Annotated in this window: 19 protein-coding genes; 14 read left to right on the top strand and 5 right to left on the bottom strand. The window is 74.2% G+C overall.

From position 1 onward, the window contains the following. Window positions 1-121: 121 nt before the first annotated feature. From tilS to folE, 4 genes are all read left to right on the top strand, one after another. Window positions 122-1,255, top strand: a complete 1,134-nt coding sequence (gene tilS, locus HUT16_RS20090; RefSeq protein WP_176189506.1) for a tRNA lysidine(34) synthetase TilS — start codon at window positions 122-124, stop codon at window positions 1,253-1,255. Window positions 1,256-1,317: 62 nt separating this feature from the next. After that, complete coding sequence (gene hpt, locus HUT16_RS20095; RefSeq protein WP_014137464.1) at window positions 1,318-1,872, top strand: hypoxanthine phosphoribosyltransferase; 555 nt, start codon at window positions 1,318-1,320, stop codon at window positions 1,870-1,872. Window positions 1,873-2,095: 223 nt separating this feature from the next. Beyond that, window positions 2,096-4,138, top strand: a complete 2,043-nt coding sequence (gene ftsH / locus HUT16_RS20100) for an ATP-dependent zinc metalloprotease FtsH (protein ID WP_176189507.1) — start codon at window positions 2,096-2,098, stop codon at window positions 4,136-4,138. A 124-nt stretch (window positions 4,139-4,262) separates the two neighbouring features. Next, window positions 4,263-4,868 (top strand): GTP cyclohydrolase I FolE, encoded by a 606-nt coding sequence (gene folE / locus HUT16_RS20105; RefSeq protein ID WP_176189508.1) that lies wholly within the window; start codon window positions 4,263-4,265, stop codon window positions 4,866-4,868. A gap of 69 nt (window positions 4,869-4,937) precedes the next feature. Here folE and HUT16_RS20110 read toward each other — a convergent pair whose 3' ends face one another. Then, complete coding sequence (locus HUT16_RS20110; protein ID WP_176189509.1) at window positions 4,938-6,119, bottom strand: esterase family protein; 1,182 nt, start codon at window positions 6,117-6,119, stop codon at window positions 4,938-4,940. Window positions 6,120-6,512: 393 nt separating this feature from the next. Between HUT16_RS20110 and HUT16_RS20115 the strand changes: the two genes are divergently transcribed. The 7 genes from HUT16_RS20115 to HUT16_RS20145 all read left to right on the top strand — a co-directional run bounded on the left by HUT16_RS20115 (window position 6,513) and on the right by HUT16_RS20145 (window position 12,721). Then, window positions 6,513-8,345, top strand: coding sequence for a phosphatidylglycerol lysyltransferase domain-containing protein (locus HUT16_RS20115; RefSeq protein WP_254897898.1), 1,833 nt, complete (start codon window positions 6,513-6,515; stop codon window positions 8,343-8,345). A gap of 95 nt (window positions 8,346-8,440) precedes the next feature. Further along, entirely contained in the window at window positions 8,441-9,307 is an 867-nt protein-coding gene (gene folP / locus HUT16_RS20120) for a dihydropteroate synthase (RefSeq protein WP_176189511.1), read from the top strand. A gap of 2 nt (window positions 9,308-9,309) precedes the next feature. Next, window positions 9,310-9,810 (top strand): nuclear transport factor 2 family protein, encoded by a 501-nt coding sequence (locus HUT16_RS20125; RefSeq protein WP_176189512.1) that lies wholly within the window; start codon window positions 9,310-9,312, stop codon window positions 9,808-9,810. Between the two features lie 173 nt (window positions 9,811-9,983). After that, window positions 9,984-10,343: a dihydroneopterin aldolase gene (gene folB, locus HUT16_RS20130; RefSeq protein ID WP_033250583.1), complete on the top strand. Its 360-nt coding sequence runs from the start codon at window positions 9,984-9,986 to the stop codon at window positions 10,341-10,343. A 35-nt stretch (window positions 10,344-10,378) separates the two neighbouring features. Further along, window positions 10,379-10,978 carry a 2-amino-4-hydroxy-6-hydroxymethyldihydropteridine diphosphokinase gene (folK, locus tag HUT16_RS20135; protein ID WP_176189513.1) on the top strand — a complete coding sequence of 200 codons (600 nt, stop codon included), beginning with the start codon at window positions 10,379-10,381 and terminating at the stop codon, window positions 10,976-10,978. Between the two features lie 124 nt (window positions 10,979-11,102). Continuing rightward, window positions 11,103-11,600, top strand: a complete 498-nt coding sequence (locus tag HUT16_RS20140; protein ID WP_176189514.1) for a DUF3180 domain-containing protein — start codon at window positions 11,103-11,105, stop codon at window positions 11,598-11,600. A gap of 104 nt (window positions 11,601-11,704) precedes the next feature. Further along, a complete protein-coding gene (locus HUT16_RS20145; RefSeq protein ID WP_176189515.1) occupies window positions 11,705-12,721 on the top strand; it encodes a hypothetical protein in 1,017 nt (338 codons plus the stop codon). Between the two features lie 82 nt (window positions 12,722-12,803). Here HUT16_RS20145 and HUT16_RS20150 read toward each other — a convergent pair whose 3' ends face one another. Continuing rightward, the gene (locus HUT16_RS20150) at window positions 12,804-13,379 is read right to left on the bottom strand and encodes a TerD family protein (protein ID WP_176189516.1); all 576 of its coding nucleotides are present in this window, start codon (window positions 13,377-13,379) and stop codon (window positions 12,804-12,806) included. 115 nt (window positions 13,380-13,494) lie between these two features. After that, window positions 13,495-13,986 (bottom strand): hypothetical protein, encoded by a 492-nt coding sequence (locus HUT16_RS20155; RefSeq protein WP_176189517.1) that lies wholly within the window; start codon window positions 13,984-13,986, stop codon window positions 13,495-13,497. Between the two features lie 77 nt (window positions 13,987-14,063). Between HUT16_RS20155 and arfB the strand changes: the two genes are divergently transcribed. Continuing rightward, on the top strand, window positions 14,064-14,492 hold the full coding sequence (gene arfB / locus HUT16_RS20160) for an alternative ribosome rescue aminoacyl-tRNA hydrolase ArfB (protein WP_176189518.1): 429 nt from the start codon (window positions 14,064-14,066) through the stop codon (window positions 14,490-14,492). A 7-nt stretch (window positions 14,493-14,499) separates the two neighbouring features. Here the strand turns inward: arfB and HUT16_RS20165 are convergent, their stop codons facing one another. Then, window positions 14,500-15,054 carry a flavin reductase family protein gene (locus tag HUT16_RS20165; RefSeq protein WP_176189519.1) on the bottom strand — a complete coding sequence of 185 codons (555 nt, stop codon included), beginning with the start codon at window positions 15,052-15,054 and terminating at the stop codon, window positions 14,500-14,502. A gap of 234 nt (window positions 15,055-15,288) precedes the next feature. Here HUT16_RS20165 and HUT16_RS20170 point away from each other — a divergent pair, with 234 nt between their 5' ends. Next, window positions 15,289-17,082, top strand: coding sequence for a diguanylate cyclase (locus HUT16_RS20170; RefSeq protein WP_176189520.1), 1,794 nt, complete (start codon window positions 15,289-15,291; stop codon window positions 17,080-17,082). Between the two features lie 75 nt (window positions 17,083-17,157). Continuing rightward, the gene (locus HUT16_RS20175; protein WP_176189521.1) at window positions 17,158-18,108 is read left to right on the top strand and encodes a hypothetical protein; all 951 of its coding nucleotides are present in this window, start codon (window positions 17,158-17,160) and stop codon (window positions 18,106-18,108) included. A 40-nt stretch (window positions 18,109-18,148) separates the two neighbouring features. On the opposite strand, the gene HUT16_RS20180 is transcribed toward HUT16_RS20175, so the two are convergent. After that, window positions 18,149-19,006, bottom strand: coding sequence for a ketose-bisphosphate aldolase (locus HUT16_RS20180; protein ID WP_176189522.1), 858 nt, complete (start codon window positions 19,004-19,006; stop codon window positions 18,149-18,151). Window positions 19,007-19,091 lie beyond the last annotated feature (85 nt).

Raw genomic sequence — 19,091 nt, forward strand, 5'->3', positions numbered from 1 at the left:
GGATCCGCCGTTGGCGCGGGTGGCGTGGGCGGTGGCCGGATTCTGCGACCATCTGTGAGCGCCTGGTGACCGAGAGCTGACAGGCGGCCGACGTACCCCCCTCCGCCAAGGAGTGCCAACCATGGGCCCACACCCCGCTGTCGCGGCGATACGCCTCGCCGTCCGCCGTACCCTCGCCGAGCTCGCCGCCGAGGCCGGCGCCGTCCCCGGCGGGCAGGTCCGCCCGCGCACGCCCGCGCCCGTGCCGGTGCCCGTGCTGGCCGGCACCGCGACGGTGCCCGGCACGCTGATCGGCAACGCCCGCCGACACCCTTCGGGCCTGCCCCGCACGCCCGCCGCGCCCGGCTCGCCGCTGGTGCTGGTGGCGGTCTCCGGCGGCGCCGACTCGATGGCGCTGGCCACCGCCACCGCCTTCGAGGCCCCCAAGCTGGGCCTGCGGGTCGGCGCGGTGACCGTCGACCACGGCCTGCAGGACGGCTCGGCCGAGCGCGCCGAGCAGGTCGCCGTCCGGCTGCGCGAACTCGGGCTCGACCCGGTGGAGGCGGTCGCCGTCCGGGTGGGCCGCGAGGGCGGCCCGGAGAGCGCCGCCCGGGACGCCCGCTACGCCGCGCTGGACCTGGCCGCCGAGCGCCACGGCGCGCTGGCCGTGCTGCTCGGCCACACCCGCGACGACCAGGCGGAGACCGTGCTGCTGGGCCTGGCCCGCGGCTCCGGGGCCCGGTCGCTGGCCGGGATGCCCGCCCAGAAGGGCCGCTACCGCCGCCCGCTGCTGGAGCTGGACCGGGCCGCCACCCGGCAGGCCTGCGCCGCGCAGTCGATCCCGGTCTGGGACGACCCGCACAACGCCGACCCGGCGTACACCCGCTCCCGGGTCCGGCACGAGGTGCTGCCGGTGCTGGAGAAGCACCTGGGCGGCGGCGTGGTCGAGGCGCTGGCCCGCACCGCCCGGCTGTTCCGCGACGACGCCGACGCCCTCGACCAGTGGGCCGCCTTGGCCGAGCGCGACCTGCGCACCCCGGACGGCGCCCTGGACGTGGGCAAGCTCGCCGAACTGCCCCCCGCCGTGCGCCGCCGGGTGCTGCGCCGGGCGGCGCTGCGCGCGGGCTGCCCGGCGGGCGACCTGTTCGCCCGCCACCTGGAGACCGTGGACCTGCTGGTCACCGGCTGGCGCGGCCAGGGCCCGCTGCACCTACCCGGGGGCGTCGAAGCCGTGCGCCGGTGTGGCACGCTGGTGTTTCGGCGGCAGGGCGACTGAGCACGAACGAGTCGTACTACCGCCGCCGACCCAGACCCCGAACGTTTGAGGACGTATCCCCGGTGGACCAGAACGACATGGGCGCAGACCTCGCGAAGGTGCTCATCAGCAAGGACGAGATCGACGCCAAGCTGGTGGAGCTGGCCGCGCGGATCGACCAGGACTACGCCGGTAAGGACCTCCTGCTGGTCGGCGTCCTCAAGGGCGCCGTGATGGTGATGGCGGACCTGGCCCGGGCCCTGCACAGCCAGGTGACCATGGACTGGATGGCGGTCTCCTCGTACGGGATGGGCACCAAGTCCTCCGGCGTGGTCCGGATCCTCAAGGACCTGGACACCGACATCGCCGGCAAGGACGTGCTGATCGTCGAGGACATCATCGACTCCGGCCTGACGCTGTCCTGGCTGCTGGGCAACCTCGGCTCGCGCGGCCCGGCCTCGCTGAAGGTGTGCACCCTGCTGCGCAAGCCGGACGCCGCCAAGGTGGAGATCGACGTCGAGTACGTCGGCTTCGACATCCCCAACGAGTTCGTGGTCGGCTACGGCCTGGACTACGCGGAGAAGCTGCGCAACCTGCCGTTCATCGGCACGCTCGCGCCGCACGTGTACGGGGGCTGAACCGTTCGGGCGACGGGTGGGAACGGTGCCCCGTTCCCGCCCGTTGTGCGGGGGTAGGAAAATAGGCCGCACCGTGGTGCGATCCCGCCGGGACCGGGGGTCGCTGCGGTACGGTCCAATCAAACGCTCGTCTTACGAGCACATATCGGATGCGCCGAGGCCCCACAGCCGAGCAGCGCCCGTTGAACTGGCAGGAGGGACGGGGCGGTGACGCCCCGCATGGATGGACGTCAAGCGATACTTCCGTGCGCCGATCATGTGGGTCGTGCTGGCCGCCCTCGCCGTGTTCGCGTTGATGGAGCTCGTCTCGGATTCGAGCGGCTACAAGACTGCGGACACCGGTCAGGTCGTCAGTGCCATCGACAACAACCAGGTGAAGTCGGCGCAGCTCACCACCGGTGACTCGAACCTCATCAAGATCCAGCTGCAGGACGGCCAGAAGCTGAAGGCGGGCTCGAACAACAAGTCGCCGTCCGGCACCCGCTTCCAGGCCTCCTACACCGGAGACCAGCAGGCCGCCGACCTGGCCGCCAAGCTCCAGGGCAAGTACGCCGACGGCCAGATCGCCGACGGTTACACGGTCAGCCCCGAGAAGCAGTCGACCTTCGTCAGCCTGCTCTTCTCGATGCTGCCGATCGTGATCATCGTCCTGGTCTTCCTGTTCCTGATGAACCAGATGCAGGGCGGCGGCTCCCGGGTCATGCAGTTCGGCAAGTCCAAGGCCAAACTGCTCACCAAGGACACCCCGAAGACCACCTTCGCGGACGTCGCGGGCGCCGACGAGGCGGTCGAGGAGCTCCACGAGATCAAGGAGTTCCTGCAGGAGCCGGCCAAGTTCCAGGCGGTCGGCGCCAAGATCCCCAAGGGCGTGCTGCTGTACGGCCCGCCCGGCACCGGCAAGACCCTGCTGGCCCGCGCCGTCGCGGGCGAGGCGGGCGTGCCGTTCTACTCGATCTCCGGCTCCGACTTCGTCGAGATGTTCGTCGGCGTCGGCGCCAGCCGCGTCCGCGACCTGTTCGAGCAGGCCAAGGCCAACGCCCCGGCGATCATCTTCGTCGACGAGATCGACGCCGTCGGCCGGCACCGCGGTGCGGGCCTCGGCGGCGGCCACGACGAGCGCGAGCAGACCCTCAACCAGCTGCTGGTCGAGATGGACGGCTTCGACGTCAAGGGCGGCGTCATCCTGATCGCCGCCACCAACCGCCCCGACATCCTGGACCCGGCGCTGCTGCGCCCCGGCCGCTTCGACCGGCAGATCGCCGTCGACCGCCCGGACCTCCAGGGCCGGCTGGACATCCTCAAGGTGCACCAGAAGGGCAAGCCGATCGCGCCGGACGTCGACCTCTCGGCCGTCGCCAAGCGCACCCCCGGCTTCACCGGCGCCGACCTGTCGAACGTGCTGAACGAGGCGGCGCTGCTCACCGCGCGCTCCGAGAAGAAGCTGATCGACAACCAGGTGCTGGACGAGGCGATCGACCGCGTCGTGGCCGGTCCGCAGAAGCGCTCGCGGATCATGTCCGACAAGGAGAAGAAGATCACCGCGTACCACGAGGGCGGCCACGCCCTGGTCGCGGCGGCCTGCAACTACTCCGACCCGGTGCACAAGATCACCATCCTGTCCCGGGGCCGCGCCCTGGGCTACACGATGGTGCTGCCGGACGAGGACAAGTACTCGACCACCCGCAACGAGATGCTCGACCAGCTCTCGTACATGCTGGGCGGCCGGGCGGCCGAGGAACTGGTCTTCCACGACCCGACCACCGGTGCCTCGAACGACATCGAGAAGGCCACCGCCACCGCGCGGGCCATGGTCACCCAGTACGGCATGAGCGAGCGCCTCGGCGCGATCAAGTTCGGCTCCTCCGACTCCGAGCCGTTCCTCGGCCGCGAGATGTCCCACCAGCGCGACTACTCGGAAGAGGTCGCCGGGCTGGTGGACGAGGAGGTCAAGAAGCTGATCGAGACGGCGCACAACGAGGCCTGGGAGATCCTGGTCGAGAACCGCGACGTGCTCGACAACCTGGTCCTCGAACTGCTGGAGAAGGAGACGCTGAACAAGGAGCAGATCGCCGAGATCTTCACTCCGGTGATCAAGCGTCCCCCGCGTCCGGCGTGGACCGGGTCGGCCCGCCGCACCCCGTCCACCCGCCCGCCGGTGCAGTCGCCGAAGGAGCTGGCGCTGACCAACGGCGCCGCGGCCGCCCCGGCGGACCCGGTGGACATCGTGAAGCTCCCGCCGGTCGACGGCGGCCAGGTCGAGAGCTGACCGACGGAGCGACCGTTCGGAATGGATGCCGCGTTTCCGGGGTTTGTACCCTGGAGGCGCGGCATCCGTGCTGCACCGACCCTCTTGACCGAGATTTTCCCGACTGACGAGCAGCGAGGCACGCATGATCGATCCGGTGACGCTCGACGGTGAGACCCCCGTCCGCGAGTTCGACCAGAAGCGGGCCGAGGACGCCGTCCGCGAGCTGCTGCTCGCCGTCGGGGAGGACCCGGACCGCGAGGGCCTGCTGGAGACGCCGGCCCGGGTCGCCCGCGCCTACCGGGAGATATTCGCGGGCCTGTGGCAGCAGCCGGAGGACGTGCTCACCACCACCTTCGACCTCGGCCACGACGAGATGGTGCTGGTCAAGGACATCGAGGTGTTCTCCACCTGCGAGCACCACCTGGTGCCGTTCCGCGGCGTCGCGCACGTCGGCTACATCCCGTCCACCAGCGGCAAGATCACCGGCCTGTCCAAGCTGGCCCGGCTGGTCGACGTGTACGCCCGCCGGCCGCAGGTGCAGGAGCGCCTGACCAGCCAGGTCGCCGACGCGCTGATGCGCATCCTGGAGCCGCGCGGCGCCATCGTGGTGATCGAGTGCGAGCACATGTGCATGTCGATGCGCGGCATCCGCAAGCCCGGCGCGAAGACCATCACCTCCGCCGTCCGCGGCCAGCTGCGCGACCCGGCGACCCGGAACGAGGCGATGAGCCTCATCATCGGCCGCTGATCCGGCGGCTGACGCGCCGTCCGGACGCCGCAGGGGCGCCACCCGCACGGGTGGCGCCCCTGCGCCCGTTCAGGGCCGGGGCTCGCGGTCCGGCGGCGGGTCGAGGTGGTCGCTGAGCCACTCCAGGGTGGCGGGCAGCTCGCGGCGCCAGGTCTCGAAGGAGTGGCCGCCGTCCGGCAGGAAGATCGAGTCGACCTGCAGCTCCGGGTGGGCCGCCGCGACCTGCCGGGCCTCGGCCAGGAACTGCTCGGTGGCCGCGAAGTCGGCCTCGGCCCGGGTGGAGACCAGCAGCAGGTCGGCCCGCGGCGCGGGCAGGTTCTTCAGCCGCCAGTTCAGGTCGGACTGCCGGGCGGCGTCCTTGTCGCCGCGGAACAGGTCGCCGTCCGTCCAGCGGTCCTCGGGCACCGTGTAGTCGGCGTGCATCCCGGCCGCGTTCCGGTACGTGTCCGGGTGGCGCATCGCCAGCCGCAGCGCGCAGGAGCCGCCGGTGGAGTAGCCGAACACGCCCCAGGAGCCCGCCGACCGGCTGACCCGGTACGCGGAGCGCAGCGCGGCCGGGACGTCCCGGGCGAACCAGGTCTCCGCCTGCGGCCCGCCCGGGACGTTCACGCACTCGGTGTTGCGCGGCGGGGCGACGGTCGGGCGGGCCATCACGATCACGGTCGGCGCCATCTGCCCGTCGTGCTGCAGCGCGGAGGCGGTCTGCGGCAGCCGCAGCCCCTCGACCAGGTGCAGCGACGGGCCGGGGTAGCCGGCCAGGGCCAGCAGCACCGGGAAGCGCTCGCGGGCGTAGCGCGGGTTGAAGTACTCCGGCGGCAGGTAGACGAAGACCTGGTCGGACAGGCCGGACTCGGGGCCGGTGATCCGCACCGAGTCGACCCGGCCGACCTCCTCCGGGGTGCCCTCGGGCAGCACGTCCCGGACCGTCTCCAGCCCGCCCTCGTCGGTCGGCTGCACCAGCTTCCCGGACTCCGGGGCGGCGCCGGGGGACTTCGCGGCGACCAGCGCCAGCGGGGCGCCGCCGGGGCGCAGCAGGTCGTTCCACGAGCTGTAGAAGCCGTACGCGTTGTTCACCGACAGCAGCAGGACGGCCAGCACCGACACCTGGGTGACCGTCAGCAGTCCGATCCGGCCGAGCACCGGCAGCGGGCGCTGCCGGGACAGTCTGGGCCACAGCCAGAGGGTGCCGAGCAGGGCGGCGGCGGCCACCGAGGTCAGCACGTACACCAGTGTCCGGCTGGTCAGCTCCATCGCTCCCGCGTCCTTCCTCGACTCCCGCCCGGCCATCGTCATCTGACGGCCCGTCGGCAGCGAGTGGGGGTACGCTGACCGGGCGTCGGAAACACGTACGAACGGTGTGTCCCGTGCGAGGGAACCGTCGCCGTGGGACGCGGCGTCCACCGGGGGGAGACGCGCCGAACCGCCGGACGGGCGGCCGCGGGTGCGAGGTGCGGCACAGCTGCCGCGTCCCCCGGAGCGACGAGCGCAACCGTTCGAACCGGGCCCGGTCCGGACGGCCCACACCGCCTCGTGGACCGCACTTGACGTGCGGATTGCCAGAAAAAGGAACTGTCATGAAGGTCCATCACGCCCCTGTTCCCGGAGTGCGCGCCCAGCGCCCCGGTGCCTCTAGGCTGAGTTCTCATGAGCGCTCCCGTGTCCGCTGAGACGACCCCCGACGCACCCCGGCAGCGGGGTCTGCAGGCGCTCCGCACCCAGGCGGCCGCGGTGCCGCGGTCCTGGGTCCCGGGAGCGGTCGGGTACGCCTGCCTGGTCATCGGTCTGATCGACATCGCCTGCGCGGTCTCCCCCCGGCTGCGGCTCACCAGGGTGCACACCGTGGTCGGCCAGCTGCCCGGCGGCACCACCACGCTGGCCGCCGCCGGCACCCTGATGGTCGGCATGCTGCTGGTGCTGCTGGCGCACGCGCTGCGCCGCCGCAAGGTGCGCGCCTGGCGGGCGGTGTGCGTGCTGCTGCCGGTCGGCGCGGCGCTGCACCTGCTGCGCTGGCACCAGTTCGGGCAGGCCGCGATCTCGCTGGCGCTGCTCGCCGTGATGCTGGTGCACCGGCGCGAGTTCTACGCCAAGGCCGACCCGCGCACCCGCTGGCGCGCGGTGGCCGCGTTCGTGCTGCTCGGCGCGGTGTCGGTGCTGCTCGGCCTGGTCGTGGTCTCGGTCCGCTGGAAGGCCGAGGTCGGCGACCCGTCGCTGTTCCAGCGGCTGGAGCACGTCGGCTACGGCCTGTTCGGCTTCGAGGGCCCGATCCACTACACCTCCGACCGGATCGGCGACCTGGTCGGCTACTCGCTCGGCGGGCTCGGCCTGGTCACCGCCCTGGCCACCGCGTACCTGGCGCTGCGCCCGGAGAAGCCCGAGCCGGAACTCACCCCCGAGGACGAGCTGCGGGTGCGCGAGCTGCTGGCCCGGCACGGCAAGCGCGACTCGCTCGGCTACTTCGCGCTGCGCCGCGACAAGAGCGTGCTGTTCTCGCCCACCGGCAAGGCCGCGATCTCCTACCGGGTGGTCTCCGGCGTGATGCTCGCCTCCGGCGACCCGGTCGGCGACGTCGAGGCCTGGCCCGGCGCGATCAAGGTCTTCATGGCCACCGCCCGCGAGCACGCCTGGGCGCCGGCCGTGATGGGCTGCTCCGAGGTCGGCGGCGAGGTGTGGACCAGGGAGGCCGGGCTGGACGCGCTCGAACTCGGCGACGAGGCCATCGTCGACACCGCGACCTTCTCGCTCTCCGGCCGCGCCATGCGCAACGTCCGCCAGATGGTCAAGCGGATCGAGCGCAACGGCTACTCGTGCCAGGTCCGCCGGGTCGGCGACCTGACCCTGGAGGAGAAGCGCCGGATCGGCGACGCGGCGGCCCGCTGGCGCGGCACCGACACCGAGCGCGGCTTCTCCATGGCGCTGGGCCGCTTCGGCGACGCCGGCGACGACGAGTGCATCGTGGTCACCGCGCACAAGGCCCCCGAGGAGGGGGAGGGCGGGGACGACCTGAAGGCGGTGCTGCACTTCGTCCCGTGGGGCGACGACGGCATCTCGCTGGAGCTGATGCGGCGCGACCGGGAGGCCGACCCGGGCCTCAACGAACTGCTGATCGTCGCCGCCCTCCAGGAGGTCGGGGCGATGGGCGTGCGCCGGGTCTCGCTGAACTTCGCGATGTTCCGCTCGGCGCTGGCCCGCGGCGAGCGGATCGGCGCGGGGCCGGTGCTGCGGGCCTGGCGCGGGCTGCTGGTGTTCCTGTCGCGCTGGTTCCAGATCGAGTCGCTGTACAAGTTCAACGCGAAGTTCCAGCCCGCCTGGGAGCCGCGCTTCCTGGTCTACCAGCACACCCGGGACCTGCCGCGGATCGGCTTCGCCGCGATGCAGGCGGAGGCGTTCATCACCCTGGGCATGCCGCGCTTCGGCCGCAAGCGGCAGCGCCAGGGGCTGATGCAGGAGCCCGCGGCGCGGCTGGACAAGGCCGCGTAGCGCGGCGTGCGGGCAGCGGGCCGTCGCGCCGGGCGCGGCGGCACCCGCCGCCCCCGGCGGGTGCCGTTCGGTCCGGCCCGGTCGGTGCGCCGATAATGGGACGCATGAGCGAGAACGTCCCCGGTCTGCCCGTCCTCGATCGCTGCGCCGTGATGGGGGTGGTGAACGTCACGCCGGACTCGTTCTCGGACGGGGGCCTGTGGCTGGACCCGGCGAAGGCGGTCGCGCACGGGCTGGACCTGGCGGCGCGCGGGGCCGACCTGGTGGACGTGGGCGGCGAGTCGACCCGGCCGGGGGCGGTGCGGGTCACCGAGGCCGAGGAGCTGCGCCGGGTGGTGCCGGTGGTCACCGAGCTGGCCCGGGCCGGGGTGGCGGTCTCGGTGGACACCATGCGGGCGAACGTCGCCGCGGCGGCCGTCGCCGCGGGCGCCCGGGTGGTCAACGACGTGTCCGGCGGCCTCGCGGACCCGGAGATGGCGCGGGTGGTCGCCGACACCGGCGCGCCGTTCGTGGTGATGCACTGGCGCGGCCAGTCCGCCGACATGGACGCGCTGGCGGTGTACGACGACGTGGTCGCCGACGTGGTGCGGGAGCTGTCCGTCCGGGTGGAGGAGCTGCTGGCCGCCGGGGTGAAGGAGGAGCAGCTGATCCTCGACCCCGGCCTGGGGTTCGCGAAGACCGGTGAGCACAACTGGGCGCTGCTGGGCCGGCTGGACGCGCTGACGGCGCTGGGACGCCCGGTGCTGGTGGCGGCTTCGCGCAAGCGCTTCCTGGGTACGCTGCTGGCCAACCCGGAAACCGGGGAGCTGCGCCCGGCGCGGCAGCGGGACGACGCCACGGCGGCGGTCTCGGTGCTGTCGGCGAGGGCGGGTGCCTGGGCGGTTCGGGTGCATGACGTGTCCGGCACGGCTGACGCCGTACGAGTCGTCGCGGCCTGGGAGCAGGCGGCGCAGAGGGGGTAGGCGTGGCGGAGGCAGCGAGCGGCAACGAGCGGGCGGCGGCGCTGGAGCCGGACCGGGAAGCCGTCCTGGCGGTCAACCAGGCGCTGTACGAGGCGCTGGAGAACGGAGACCTGGAGGCCGTCGAGTCGATCTGGCTGGGGCCGGACGAGGCGGACGACAAGGGCGGCGTGTTCTGCGTGCACCCGGGCTGGCCGGCGCTGATCGGCCGGGCCCAGGTGACCCGCTCGTACATGCTGATCATGGCGAACACCGAGTACATCCAGTTCTTCCTGACCGACGTCGAGGTCGACGTCCAGGGCGACGTGGCCCTGGTGACCTGCACGGAGAACATCCTGTCCGGCGGCGAGCCGGAGGAGGAGGGCGAGCTGGGGCCGCTGGTGGGCGGCAAGGTGGTGTCGACGAACCTGTTCCGGCGCACGCCGGGCGGGTGGAAGCTGTGGTCCCACCACGGCTCGCCGGTGCTCACCAGCGGGGACGACGAGGACGACGACGAGGACGAGTAGCGGGGGCGGGCGGGCGGCGTCAAGGGCCGCCGCGGCCGGTCCGTTCGGGCGGTCGGCCGGGGAGGCGGCCCCGGGCCGTCGGCGGTCGAAGGTAGATTCGAGGGGCGGCGGGCGACGGTGCCCGCCGGTCCCCGCCCCGGCGGGGCCGTCAGCTGGGAGCAGTGATTCTTTTGCTGGACCGCGTCACCCTGCGCGGGCTGCGTGCCCGCGGCCACCACGGCGTCTTCGAGCGCGAGCGGATCGAGGGGCAGACCTTCGTGGTCGACCTGGTGCTGTTCCTCGACACCAGGCCGGCCGCCGCGGGTGACGACCTGACCCGCACCGCGCACTACGGCGTGATCGCGGAGGAGGTCACCGCGGTGATCGCCGGCGACCCGGTCGACCTGATCGAGACGCTGGCCCAGCGGATCGCCGACCAGTGCCTGCGCCACGAGGTGGTCGAGGAGGTCGAGGTCACCGTGCACAAGCCGGACGCCCCGATCACCGTCCCGTTCGACGACGTCACCATCACGATCCGCCGGGGCCGCGCCTGACCGCCCCCGGTGGAGCCCGAGCAGAGGGAACTCCATTGGCCACGACCGACCCGACCGCCACGCCGACCACGTTCGACCTGCAGGGCAGGGTGGACCGCGTGGAGTCCACCCTGCACGACTCCCGCACCGCCGCCGTCGCCCTGGGCAGCAACCTGGGCAACCGCCTGGAGACCCTCCAGGGCGCCGTGGACGCGCTGGAGGACACCCCGGGGGTGCGGGTGACCGCGCTGTCCGCGGTGTACGAGACCGACGCCGTCGGCGGCCCCGAGAACCAGCCGAGCTACTTCAACGCCGTCGCGGTGCTGCGCACCTCGCTGCCCCCGCAGGACCTGCTGGAGCGGGCCAACGCGGTGGAGGACGCCTTCGGCCGGGTCCGGGACGTCCGCTGGGGGCCGCGCACCCTGGACGTCGACGTGCTCGCCTACGAGGGCGTCACCAGCGACGACCCGCACCTGACCCTGCCCCACCCGCGGGCGCACGAGCGGGCGTTCGTGCTGGCCCCCTGGCAGGACGCCGACCCGGCGGCCGAGGTACCGGGCCGCGGCCCGGTCGCCGAGCTGCTGGAGGGGCTGGGCGGGGCCTCGGCGCAGGGCGTGCGGCTGCGCACCGACCTGCAGCTGCGGCTGCCCGAGTAGGCCCGGCGGCGCCCGGGAACTTCCGGGCGCACGCGGGCGTAGCTCCCTGGGGGCGCGGCCGGGCCGGTACGGTGGCCTGGTCGCGGCGCCCGCCGTCGAACCACTGGGAAGGAAGCCCGTCCGCGTGAAGCCGCTCCGTCTCCGCCTGTTGCTCGGCATCACCGCGATCACGGGGCTGCTGTCCTGGGGCGGCGCCCGGCTGTGGGACTCGCTGGGCACGCTGCCCGGCGTCCCCGCCTACGCGCCGTACGTGCTGGCGGCGATCGCCGTGGTGCTGCTGGCCGCGGCGATCTCGCTGCGCGCCCGGCTGAAGGCGGTGCGGGAGCGGCAGCCCGGCGCCAAGGGCGTCGACCCGCTGCACGCGGCCCGGGCACTGGTGCTGGGACAGGCCAGCGCGCTGGTGTCGGCGGTGGTGACCGGGATCTACGCGGGCGTCGGGGTGTTCCTGCTCGGCTCGCTGGAGGTCGCGGCCCGCCGCTCGCAGGCGCAGACCGCGCTGTTCGCGGTGCTGGCGGGCGCGGCGGTGATCGCGGTGGCGCTGTGGCTGCAGCACATCTGCCGGCTCCCGGAGGACCACGACGACCCCGAGCACCCGCGCGGGACGGCCGCCCCCTCCCGCTGACGCGCCGTCACCCGGCCGTCGCCTCCGGTGCCCGGCACCGGCTGTCAAGGCCCGAAAGGGGGGCGAGGCTGACAGCGCCGCGATTCGCACGCTAGTTTCTAGCCATGTCTCGCGGACGCCACCGTCATTCCTCCGTCCTCGGCCGGCTGCTGCCCCCGGTCGGCTCCGGCGCGCTCGTGGTCGCGGCGGTGGCCGCCCTGGTGGCCAGTCCGGACCAGGTCGTGGCCCGCTCGGTCGGGGTCGCCGCGGTGGTCGCCGTGGTCGGCCTGGCCCTGGTGCTGCGCCAGCGCGACCGGGCGGCCCGCACCTCCGCCCAGCTGGCGGTGGTGCGCCGGATGCGCGCCGAGGAGCGCTACGAGGAGCAGATCGCCGAGGCCGAGTACGCGGCCGAGGTCGCCGAGGAGCGCGCCACCCGGTTCGGGCGGCGGCTGACCGCGGAGAAGTCCCGGCTGGCCAAGGCCGAGACCGAGATCGCCCGGCTGCTGCGCGAGCGCGCCGTGATGGTCGCCGAGCAGGCCATGAAGGAGGCCGAGGCGACCCGCCGGGCCCTGGAGGCCACCCGCCCCAAGCACCCGGTCACCCCGGCCTCGTTCGTCCGCGCGCAGGCCGCCCTGCGGCACCTGGAGCGGCAGGCGGCGGTCGCCGAGGCCCGCCGTGCGGTGGACGAGCGGGCCCAGGTCGAGCTGCGCCCGAAGTCGCCCGACCCGGTGCCGGCCACCGGGGCGGACGCGCTGCGCCCGGTCGGCCCGGCGCTGCCCGCCCAGGACGCCGCCGCCGCGCGGACGGCGGCCGTGCCGGCGCCGCAGCGCCCGCGGGCCACCGCGTTCAGCTTCTTCGGCCGGCCCGGCACCGCCCGGGCGGCGCTGCCCGGTGCCCCGGCCCCGGCGGTCGGCGACCTGGCGGACGTGGTGGGCGACGAGGCGCTGGCCGACAGCGAGCGCTACGCGGTGCTGGACGGCGCCCCGGTGGACGCCGCGCAGGCGCCCGCCCACCAGGCCGTGGAGCAGCCGCCGAGCCACCAGCACGCCGAGTCGGACACCGAGCCCGAGGTGGTCGACCTGACCGCGCACGACGAGACCGAGCTGCTGGAGCTGCCCGAGCTGCGGGCCGGCCGGTCCTGACCGGCCGTCGCCCCCGCGCCGCCCCCGCACGCGAGACGGCCCCCCGGAAGGCTCCGGGGGGCCGTCTCGCGTGCGGGGGCGGTCAGACGTTGACGCCGAAGTCCTGGGCGATGCCGACCAGGCCGGAGGCGTAGCCCTGGCCGATGGCGCGGAACTTCCACTCGGCGCCGTTGCGGTACAGCTCGCCGAAGACCATGGCGGTCTCGGTGGCCGCGTCCTCGGAGAGGTCGTAGCGGGCGATCTCGGCGCCGCCGGCCTGGTTCAGCACCCGGATGTAGGCGTTGCGGACCTGGCCGAAGCTCTGGCCGCGGTTGTTGCCGTCGTAGATCGACACCGGGAAGGTGATCCGCTGGACGTCGGCGGGCAGCGCGGCCAGGTTGACGTTGATCTGCTCGTCGTCGCCCGCGCCCTCGCCGGTGCGGTTGTCGCCGGTGTGCACGACGGTGCTGTCCGGGGTGCTGGTGTTGTTGAAGAAGACGAAGTGCCGGTCGGAGTAGACCTTGCCTTCGCCGTTGAGGACGATCGCGCTGGCGTCGAGGTCGAACTCGGCACCGGTGGTGGTGCGCACGTCCCAGCCGAGGCCGACGGTGACCGCGGTCAGGCCGGGGGCCTCCTTGGTCAGCGAGACGTTGCCACCCTTGGAGAGGCTCACGGGCATGGTCTGTGGTGTCCCTTCGGTCGGTTTTGCCCAGAGAACGCGGGACGGGCGGCCGTTGGTTCCACTACTCGGTGGACGGACGGATTTCTCCCCCGTACGGACGCCCGGCGCCGCATCAGATTCTCGGGTAGCGGCCCTGCACGGTCCAGATGTTCGGGTTGTCGGCGAGTCCCTCGTGCAGCTCGGTCAGGTCGGCCAGCACGTCCTGCAGGAAGTCCCGTGCCTCGCGGCGCAGTTCGGCGTGCCGCACCACCAGCGGCCGGTCGTCGGGGCACCAGGTGGCGGTGATCTCGACCCAGCCGAACCGGCGGGCGAAGCGCAGCAGTTCGGTGTTCTGGGTGAAGTCCAGGTCCTCGGTGCGCACCCGGGCCTCCCGGCTGCCGCGCGGGTCGGCGTCGAGGCGTTCGGCGACGTCGCACAGCGCCCAGGCGAAGTCGAGCACCGGGACCCAGTGCCAGCGGGTCTCCACGGCCGCGCCCTCGTCCGTCTCCAGGTACACGTCGCCGGCGAACAGGTCGTGCCGCAGCGAGCGGACCGACGCGGTGCGGTAGTCGGTCTGCGGGGGGTCGGGGAAGCGGGTGGAGAGGGAGTAGCCGAGCTCGATCACGCCCGCCATTGTGCCCGGTCGGCCCGGGGGCCTTAACCAGGTGACGGGGGCCCGGAGGGGGCGGGATGATGGGCGGCATGACTGAGCCTGTCCGCGTACGGGGTTCGGTGGTCGTCCCCGACGCCGAGCTCGTCTGGCGCTTCTCGCGTTCCTCCGGCCCCGGCGGGCAGCACGTGAACACCTCGGACTCGAAGGTCGAGCTGCGATGGGACCTGGCGGCCTCCGACGCGCTGCCGGCGGTGTGGAAGGAGCGCGCCCTGGAGCGGCTGGCCGCGCGGCTGGTGGACGGGGTGCTGGTGGTCCGGGCCTCCGAGCACCGCTCGCAGTGGCGCAACCGGGAGGTGGCCGCGGCCCGGCTGGCCGCGCTGCTGGGGGAGGCCACCGCGCCGCCGCCCAAGACCCGGCGGGCGACCAAGCCCAGCCGCGGCATGGTCGAGCGGCGGCTGGAGAACAAGCGGCACCGCTCGGGGCTCAAGCAGGGCCGGGGCCGGATCCGTCCGGACTGACGGCCGGTCAGCCGAGCTGCCGGTAGCCGCCGCGCAGGTACAGCAGCGGCCGCCCGGCCGGGGCGGGCAGCGCGGCGGCCAGCACCCGGCCGAGCACCAGGGTGTGGTCGCCGGCGGCGATCCGCTGCTCGGTGCGGCACTCCACGGTGGCCAGCGCGCCGTCGACCAGCGGGGCGCCGCTGCGCGGGCCGCGGTGCCAGGCGGCGTCGGCGAACAGCAGCCGGTCGCTGAGCCGGCCCTTCATCGCGAACCGGGAGGCGAGCGTGCGGTGCTCCTCGGCGAGCAGCGACACCGCCCAGGTCTCGGCCCGGGCCAGCAGCTCGTCCATCCGGGAGTCGGTGCGGACCGAGACCAGCACCAGCGGCGGTTCCAGCGACACCGACAGGAACGAGGTGGCGGTCATCCCGGCGTCCTCGTCGTCCTCGGGGTCGTGCACGGTCAGCAGCGAGACGCCCGCGGCGAGCTGGCCGAGGGCGGCCCGGAACTCCTCGGGCGTGGCGCCGGCCGCCGCCGCACCGGCGGGGGCCGCGGGGGCGGCGGGGGACTGCTGGGAGCTGTACACGTACCGCACGCTAGTCCCCGACCGGGCGCGCCGGTATCGGGCCGTGGTCGTAGTCCGGTCGTAGGTCCGTTCGGTCCTCGGTCGCAAACGCCTTGATCATTATGTGATTTGAGTCACAGTCACAGCCTATTGCTGACCGAGCGTGCCTATCGGAGTGCTCCCTGTGATTCAGTTCTTCTGGCAATCGGACGCAACCTTGTCAAGAACCATCCGAAGCAGCCGGGGAGCCCCCGCATGGAAGCCGAGTCGGAGCCCTACGTCCGCCTCGCGACCCTCCGCACCTTGCACCGGGTCGTGGCGGACCTCAACGCTGCCCGGAGCCTGGCGGGGACCCTGCAGGCGGTCGTCGAGGGCGCGGTCCACGGGCTCGGGTTCGACGCCGCCGCGGTCAGCCTGGTCCGCCCCGACGGCGACCTGGTGGTCGCCGCCGTCTGGGAGATCGAGGAGAGCGCCTTCGGCGGCCCCGCCGTCCTGCTCGGCCAGGTCGGCTCCCGGGAGTCCTGGGAGCGGATGCTCCAGGTCGCCGACCACTGGGGCACCCTGCGCTTCCTGCCGCACGACCGCGGCTGGGCGATAGCCACCGACATCCCGACCTGGACCGGCGACGGCCCGATGCCGGTCTACGGCAACGACTGGCACCCCGCCGACGTCCTGCTCGCCCCGATGTACAGCGCCGGCGGCGACCTGCTCGGCATCCTCTCGGTGGACCGCCCGCGCAGCGGCAAGCGCCCCGGCGCGTGGACCCGCGAGGCCCTGGAGATGTTCTCCCTGCAGGCCTCCATCGCGATCGGCAACGCCCGGCTGCGGGCCGAGATGCAGCGCGCCCTGGCCCGGCTGGAGAAGGAGCAGCAGGCCCTGCGGGCCAGCGAGGAGTCCTTCCGGCAGGCCTTCGAGTACGCCCCCAGCGGGATGGCCATCACCGAGCTGCACGGCGAGGCCACCGGCCAGCTCAGCCGGGTCAACGACGCCCTGTGCCGGCTGCTGGGCCGCCCCCGGGCCGCGCTGCGCCAGCAGCGCTTCGTCGACCTGGTCCACCCCGACGACCTCGACCTGCTGCTGCGCACCAGCGCCGAGGGCGGTCGGGCCGAGCTGCGGCTCTCCCGGCGGGACGGCGGCTACCAGTGGGTCTGCCTGCGCAACTCGGTGGTCGCCGACGCCGCCGAGGGCCCCAGCTTCCTGCTCACCCACGTCGAGGACATCGAGGACCGCAAGCGGCACGAGCTCCAGCTCGCCCACCGGGCCAGCCACGACGCGCTCACCGGCCTGCCCAACGGCGCCGAGCTGCGGGCCAGGCTCGCCCGCCGGCTCTGTCCGCTCGCACCGCACCCCGGGATACCCGGCCAGGCGGCACCCGCCGGAGCGCCCCACCAGGCCGCCCACGCCGCCCAGGACGGCCGCGCGCCCGCCGGGGCCCCCGTACCCCTGGCGCACGGCTACGCGGCCCCGGACGGGGCCCTGGAGCGCGACCGGGCCGCCTTCGCCGCCGGGGAGGTGCTGCACCACACCGGCGTCCCCGCCCACCACGTGCACGCCGTGGTCCCCGCCGAGCAGCCGCCCGGGGACCTCTGGCACGGCCACCGCCGCGGCACCGCCCCGGTCGGCGACCGCGGCCTGGCCGTCCTCTACTGCGACCTGGACGGCTTCAAGCTGGTCAACGACCGGCACGGCCACAACACCGGCGACGCCGTCCTGATCGAGATCGCCCGCCGGTTGCAGCAGGTCGTCCGGGAGGGCGACACGGTGGCCCGGATGAGCGGCGACGAGTTCGTCGTCCTCGCCGACAACATCGGCCGCGAGGAGGCCAAGGAGCTGGCCGGCCGGCTGCGCGGGGCGATCCTGCCGCCGATGCGGATCGACAACCGGGCGGTGCGGGTCGGCGTCAGCCTCGGCATCGGCTGGGCCGGCTGCGGGATGAGCATCGACGAAGTGCTGCACTCCGCGGACGAGCGGATGTACGACGAGAAGCGCACCCGCGGCGGCCCCGCCCGCGGCTCCCGGGGCGAGCGCTCGCACCGCCGGGCGGGCTGAACCGCTTGTCCCCCGCTCGCCGGGGGCAGGTAGGGTGCCCTGGGTACGAGAGCAACCAGTCCAGGGGAGTCGAACGTGACCACGCCCGGCAACAGCGGCGCGGAGCCCGAGGGCGCGGGCGGGGAAGACCCCTTCGCGTACCTGTACCGCCCCGCGGAGGGCGAGCAGCCGGCGGCCGAGCGCCCCCGCAGCGGCTACCAGCGCCCGATGGAGGTGGGCCGCGCCACCTACGGCGAGCGCCCGTCCTACCCGCAGGCCCCGCCGCCGCCCGGCTACGGCCAGGGCCCCGCGGCCCCGCACGACCCCACGGCGGCCCTGCCCCAGCAGCCCCGGTACGCCGAGCGCTCCCGCCCGCGGCCGGGCGAGGACAAGCCCGCGGGCCGCGGCAAGGCGGCGATCATCGGCGCCGTCGCGGTGGTCGCGGCGATCGCCATCGGCGCGGGCGTGGCCCTGTCCACCGGCGACCCGGGCGGCAAGGCCGCGGCCGACGCCACCGGCAAGGCCGCGCCGACCGCGGCGGCGGCCGGCACCGCGGGCGGCGCCGCGGACAGCCCGAGCGCGGCCGCGAGCAGCGCCGCGCCCAGCCCGAGCGCCGGGAGCGAGCCGGTCAGCGACGCGTCCAAGTTGCAGGCGCAGGGCGCCGCCACCGAGAGCACCGTCAAGGGCGCGGTCTCCGCCGACGGCGGCTACCTGGTGCTGCAGGCCGGGTCGTCCTTCACCTGGACGGTCAACTCGGACGCCGGCGGCCAGACCAAGCTCTGGCTGCACTTCAACAACACCGGTGCCGACCAGCCGGCCAAGGTCACCGTCAACGGCAAGGACCACCCGGGCGGCGTGACCTTCAAGAACTACTCCAAGAACCCGGCCGCCGACCCGGCCCAGTCCTGGTTCAGCACCAACATATGGCCGGTGCTGCAGCCGGGGGCGAACACCATCACGCTGACCGTCCCGGCCGGGGCGGCCAACCCGGTGCTGCTGGACCAGGTCGCGCTGACGCCGATGAGCGTCAACGACTACCCGAAGTAGCGGGCGGCGGCGCGGGGGAGGGCTCCCCCGCGCCCCCGGCTCAGGCCCGGCCGGACACCACCCGGGCCAGCTGTTCGACGGTGCGCGCCATCGCGTCCCGGGCCGCCGACAGGTAGCCGCGCGGGTCGGTGGCGGCGGGGTCGGCGGCCAGCCGGTCACGGATCGCCGGGGTGCAGGCGAGGTTGAGCGCCGTCCCGATGTTGACCTTCACCATGCCGGCGGCGACCGCCTCGGCGAGCGCGGCGTCCGGGACGCCGGAGCTGCCGTGCAGGACCAGCGGGACGGGGACGGCCGCGGCCAGCTCGCGGATCAGCGCGTGGTCCAGGGCGGCGGTGCGGGTGGTCATCGCGTGCGAGGAGCCGACCGCCACCGCGAGGGAGTCCACGCCGGTCTCGGCCACGTAGCGGGCGGCCTCGGCCGGGTCGGTGCGGGCGCCGGGGGCGTGCGCGCCGAGCGGGGGCTCGCCGTTCTTGCCGCCGACCCGGCCGAGTTCGGCCTCCAGGTGCAGACCGTGGCGGTGCGCCCAGGCGGTGGCCTCGGCGGTGGCCTTGACGTTCTCGTCGTGCGGCAGCGCGGAGGCGTCGAACATCGCGGAGGAGAACCCGGCGGCGGGCGCGGCGCGCAGCAGGTCCACGTCCTCGACGTGGTCGAGGTGCAGCGAGACCGGGACGCGGGCGGCGGCGGCGACCTCGGCGCAGGCGCGGGCGATCGGCAGCAGCCGGCCGCCCCGGTAGGCGATCGCGTTCTGGCTGAGCTGGAGGACGACGGGCGTGCCGACGGCCTCGGCGCCGGCGGCGATGGCCTCGGCGTGCTCCAGGGTGATCGCGTTGAACGCGGGCAGGCCGCGCCGTTCGGCGACGGCGGAGGCGAGCAGGTCGGACGTGCGGGCGAGCGGCAAGGGGAGCTCCCGGTGGGGTGAGTAGCGAGGCGCAGGTTCCGCTGCTCACCCCCCGTGGCGGGAGGACCGGGGGCCGCCCCGCGGG

The sequence above is a fragment of the Kitasatospora sp. NA04385 genome (genome assembly GCF_013364235.1).
Classification (GTDB): domain Bacteria; phylum Actinomycetota; class Actinomycetes; order Streptomycetales; family Streptomycetaceae; genus Kitasatospora.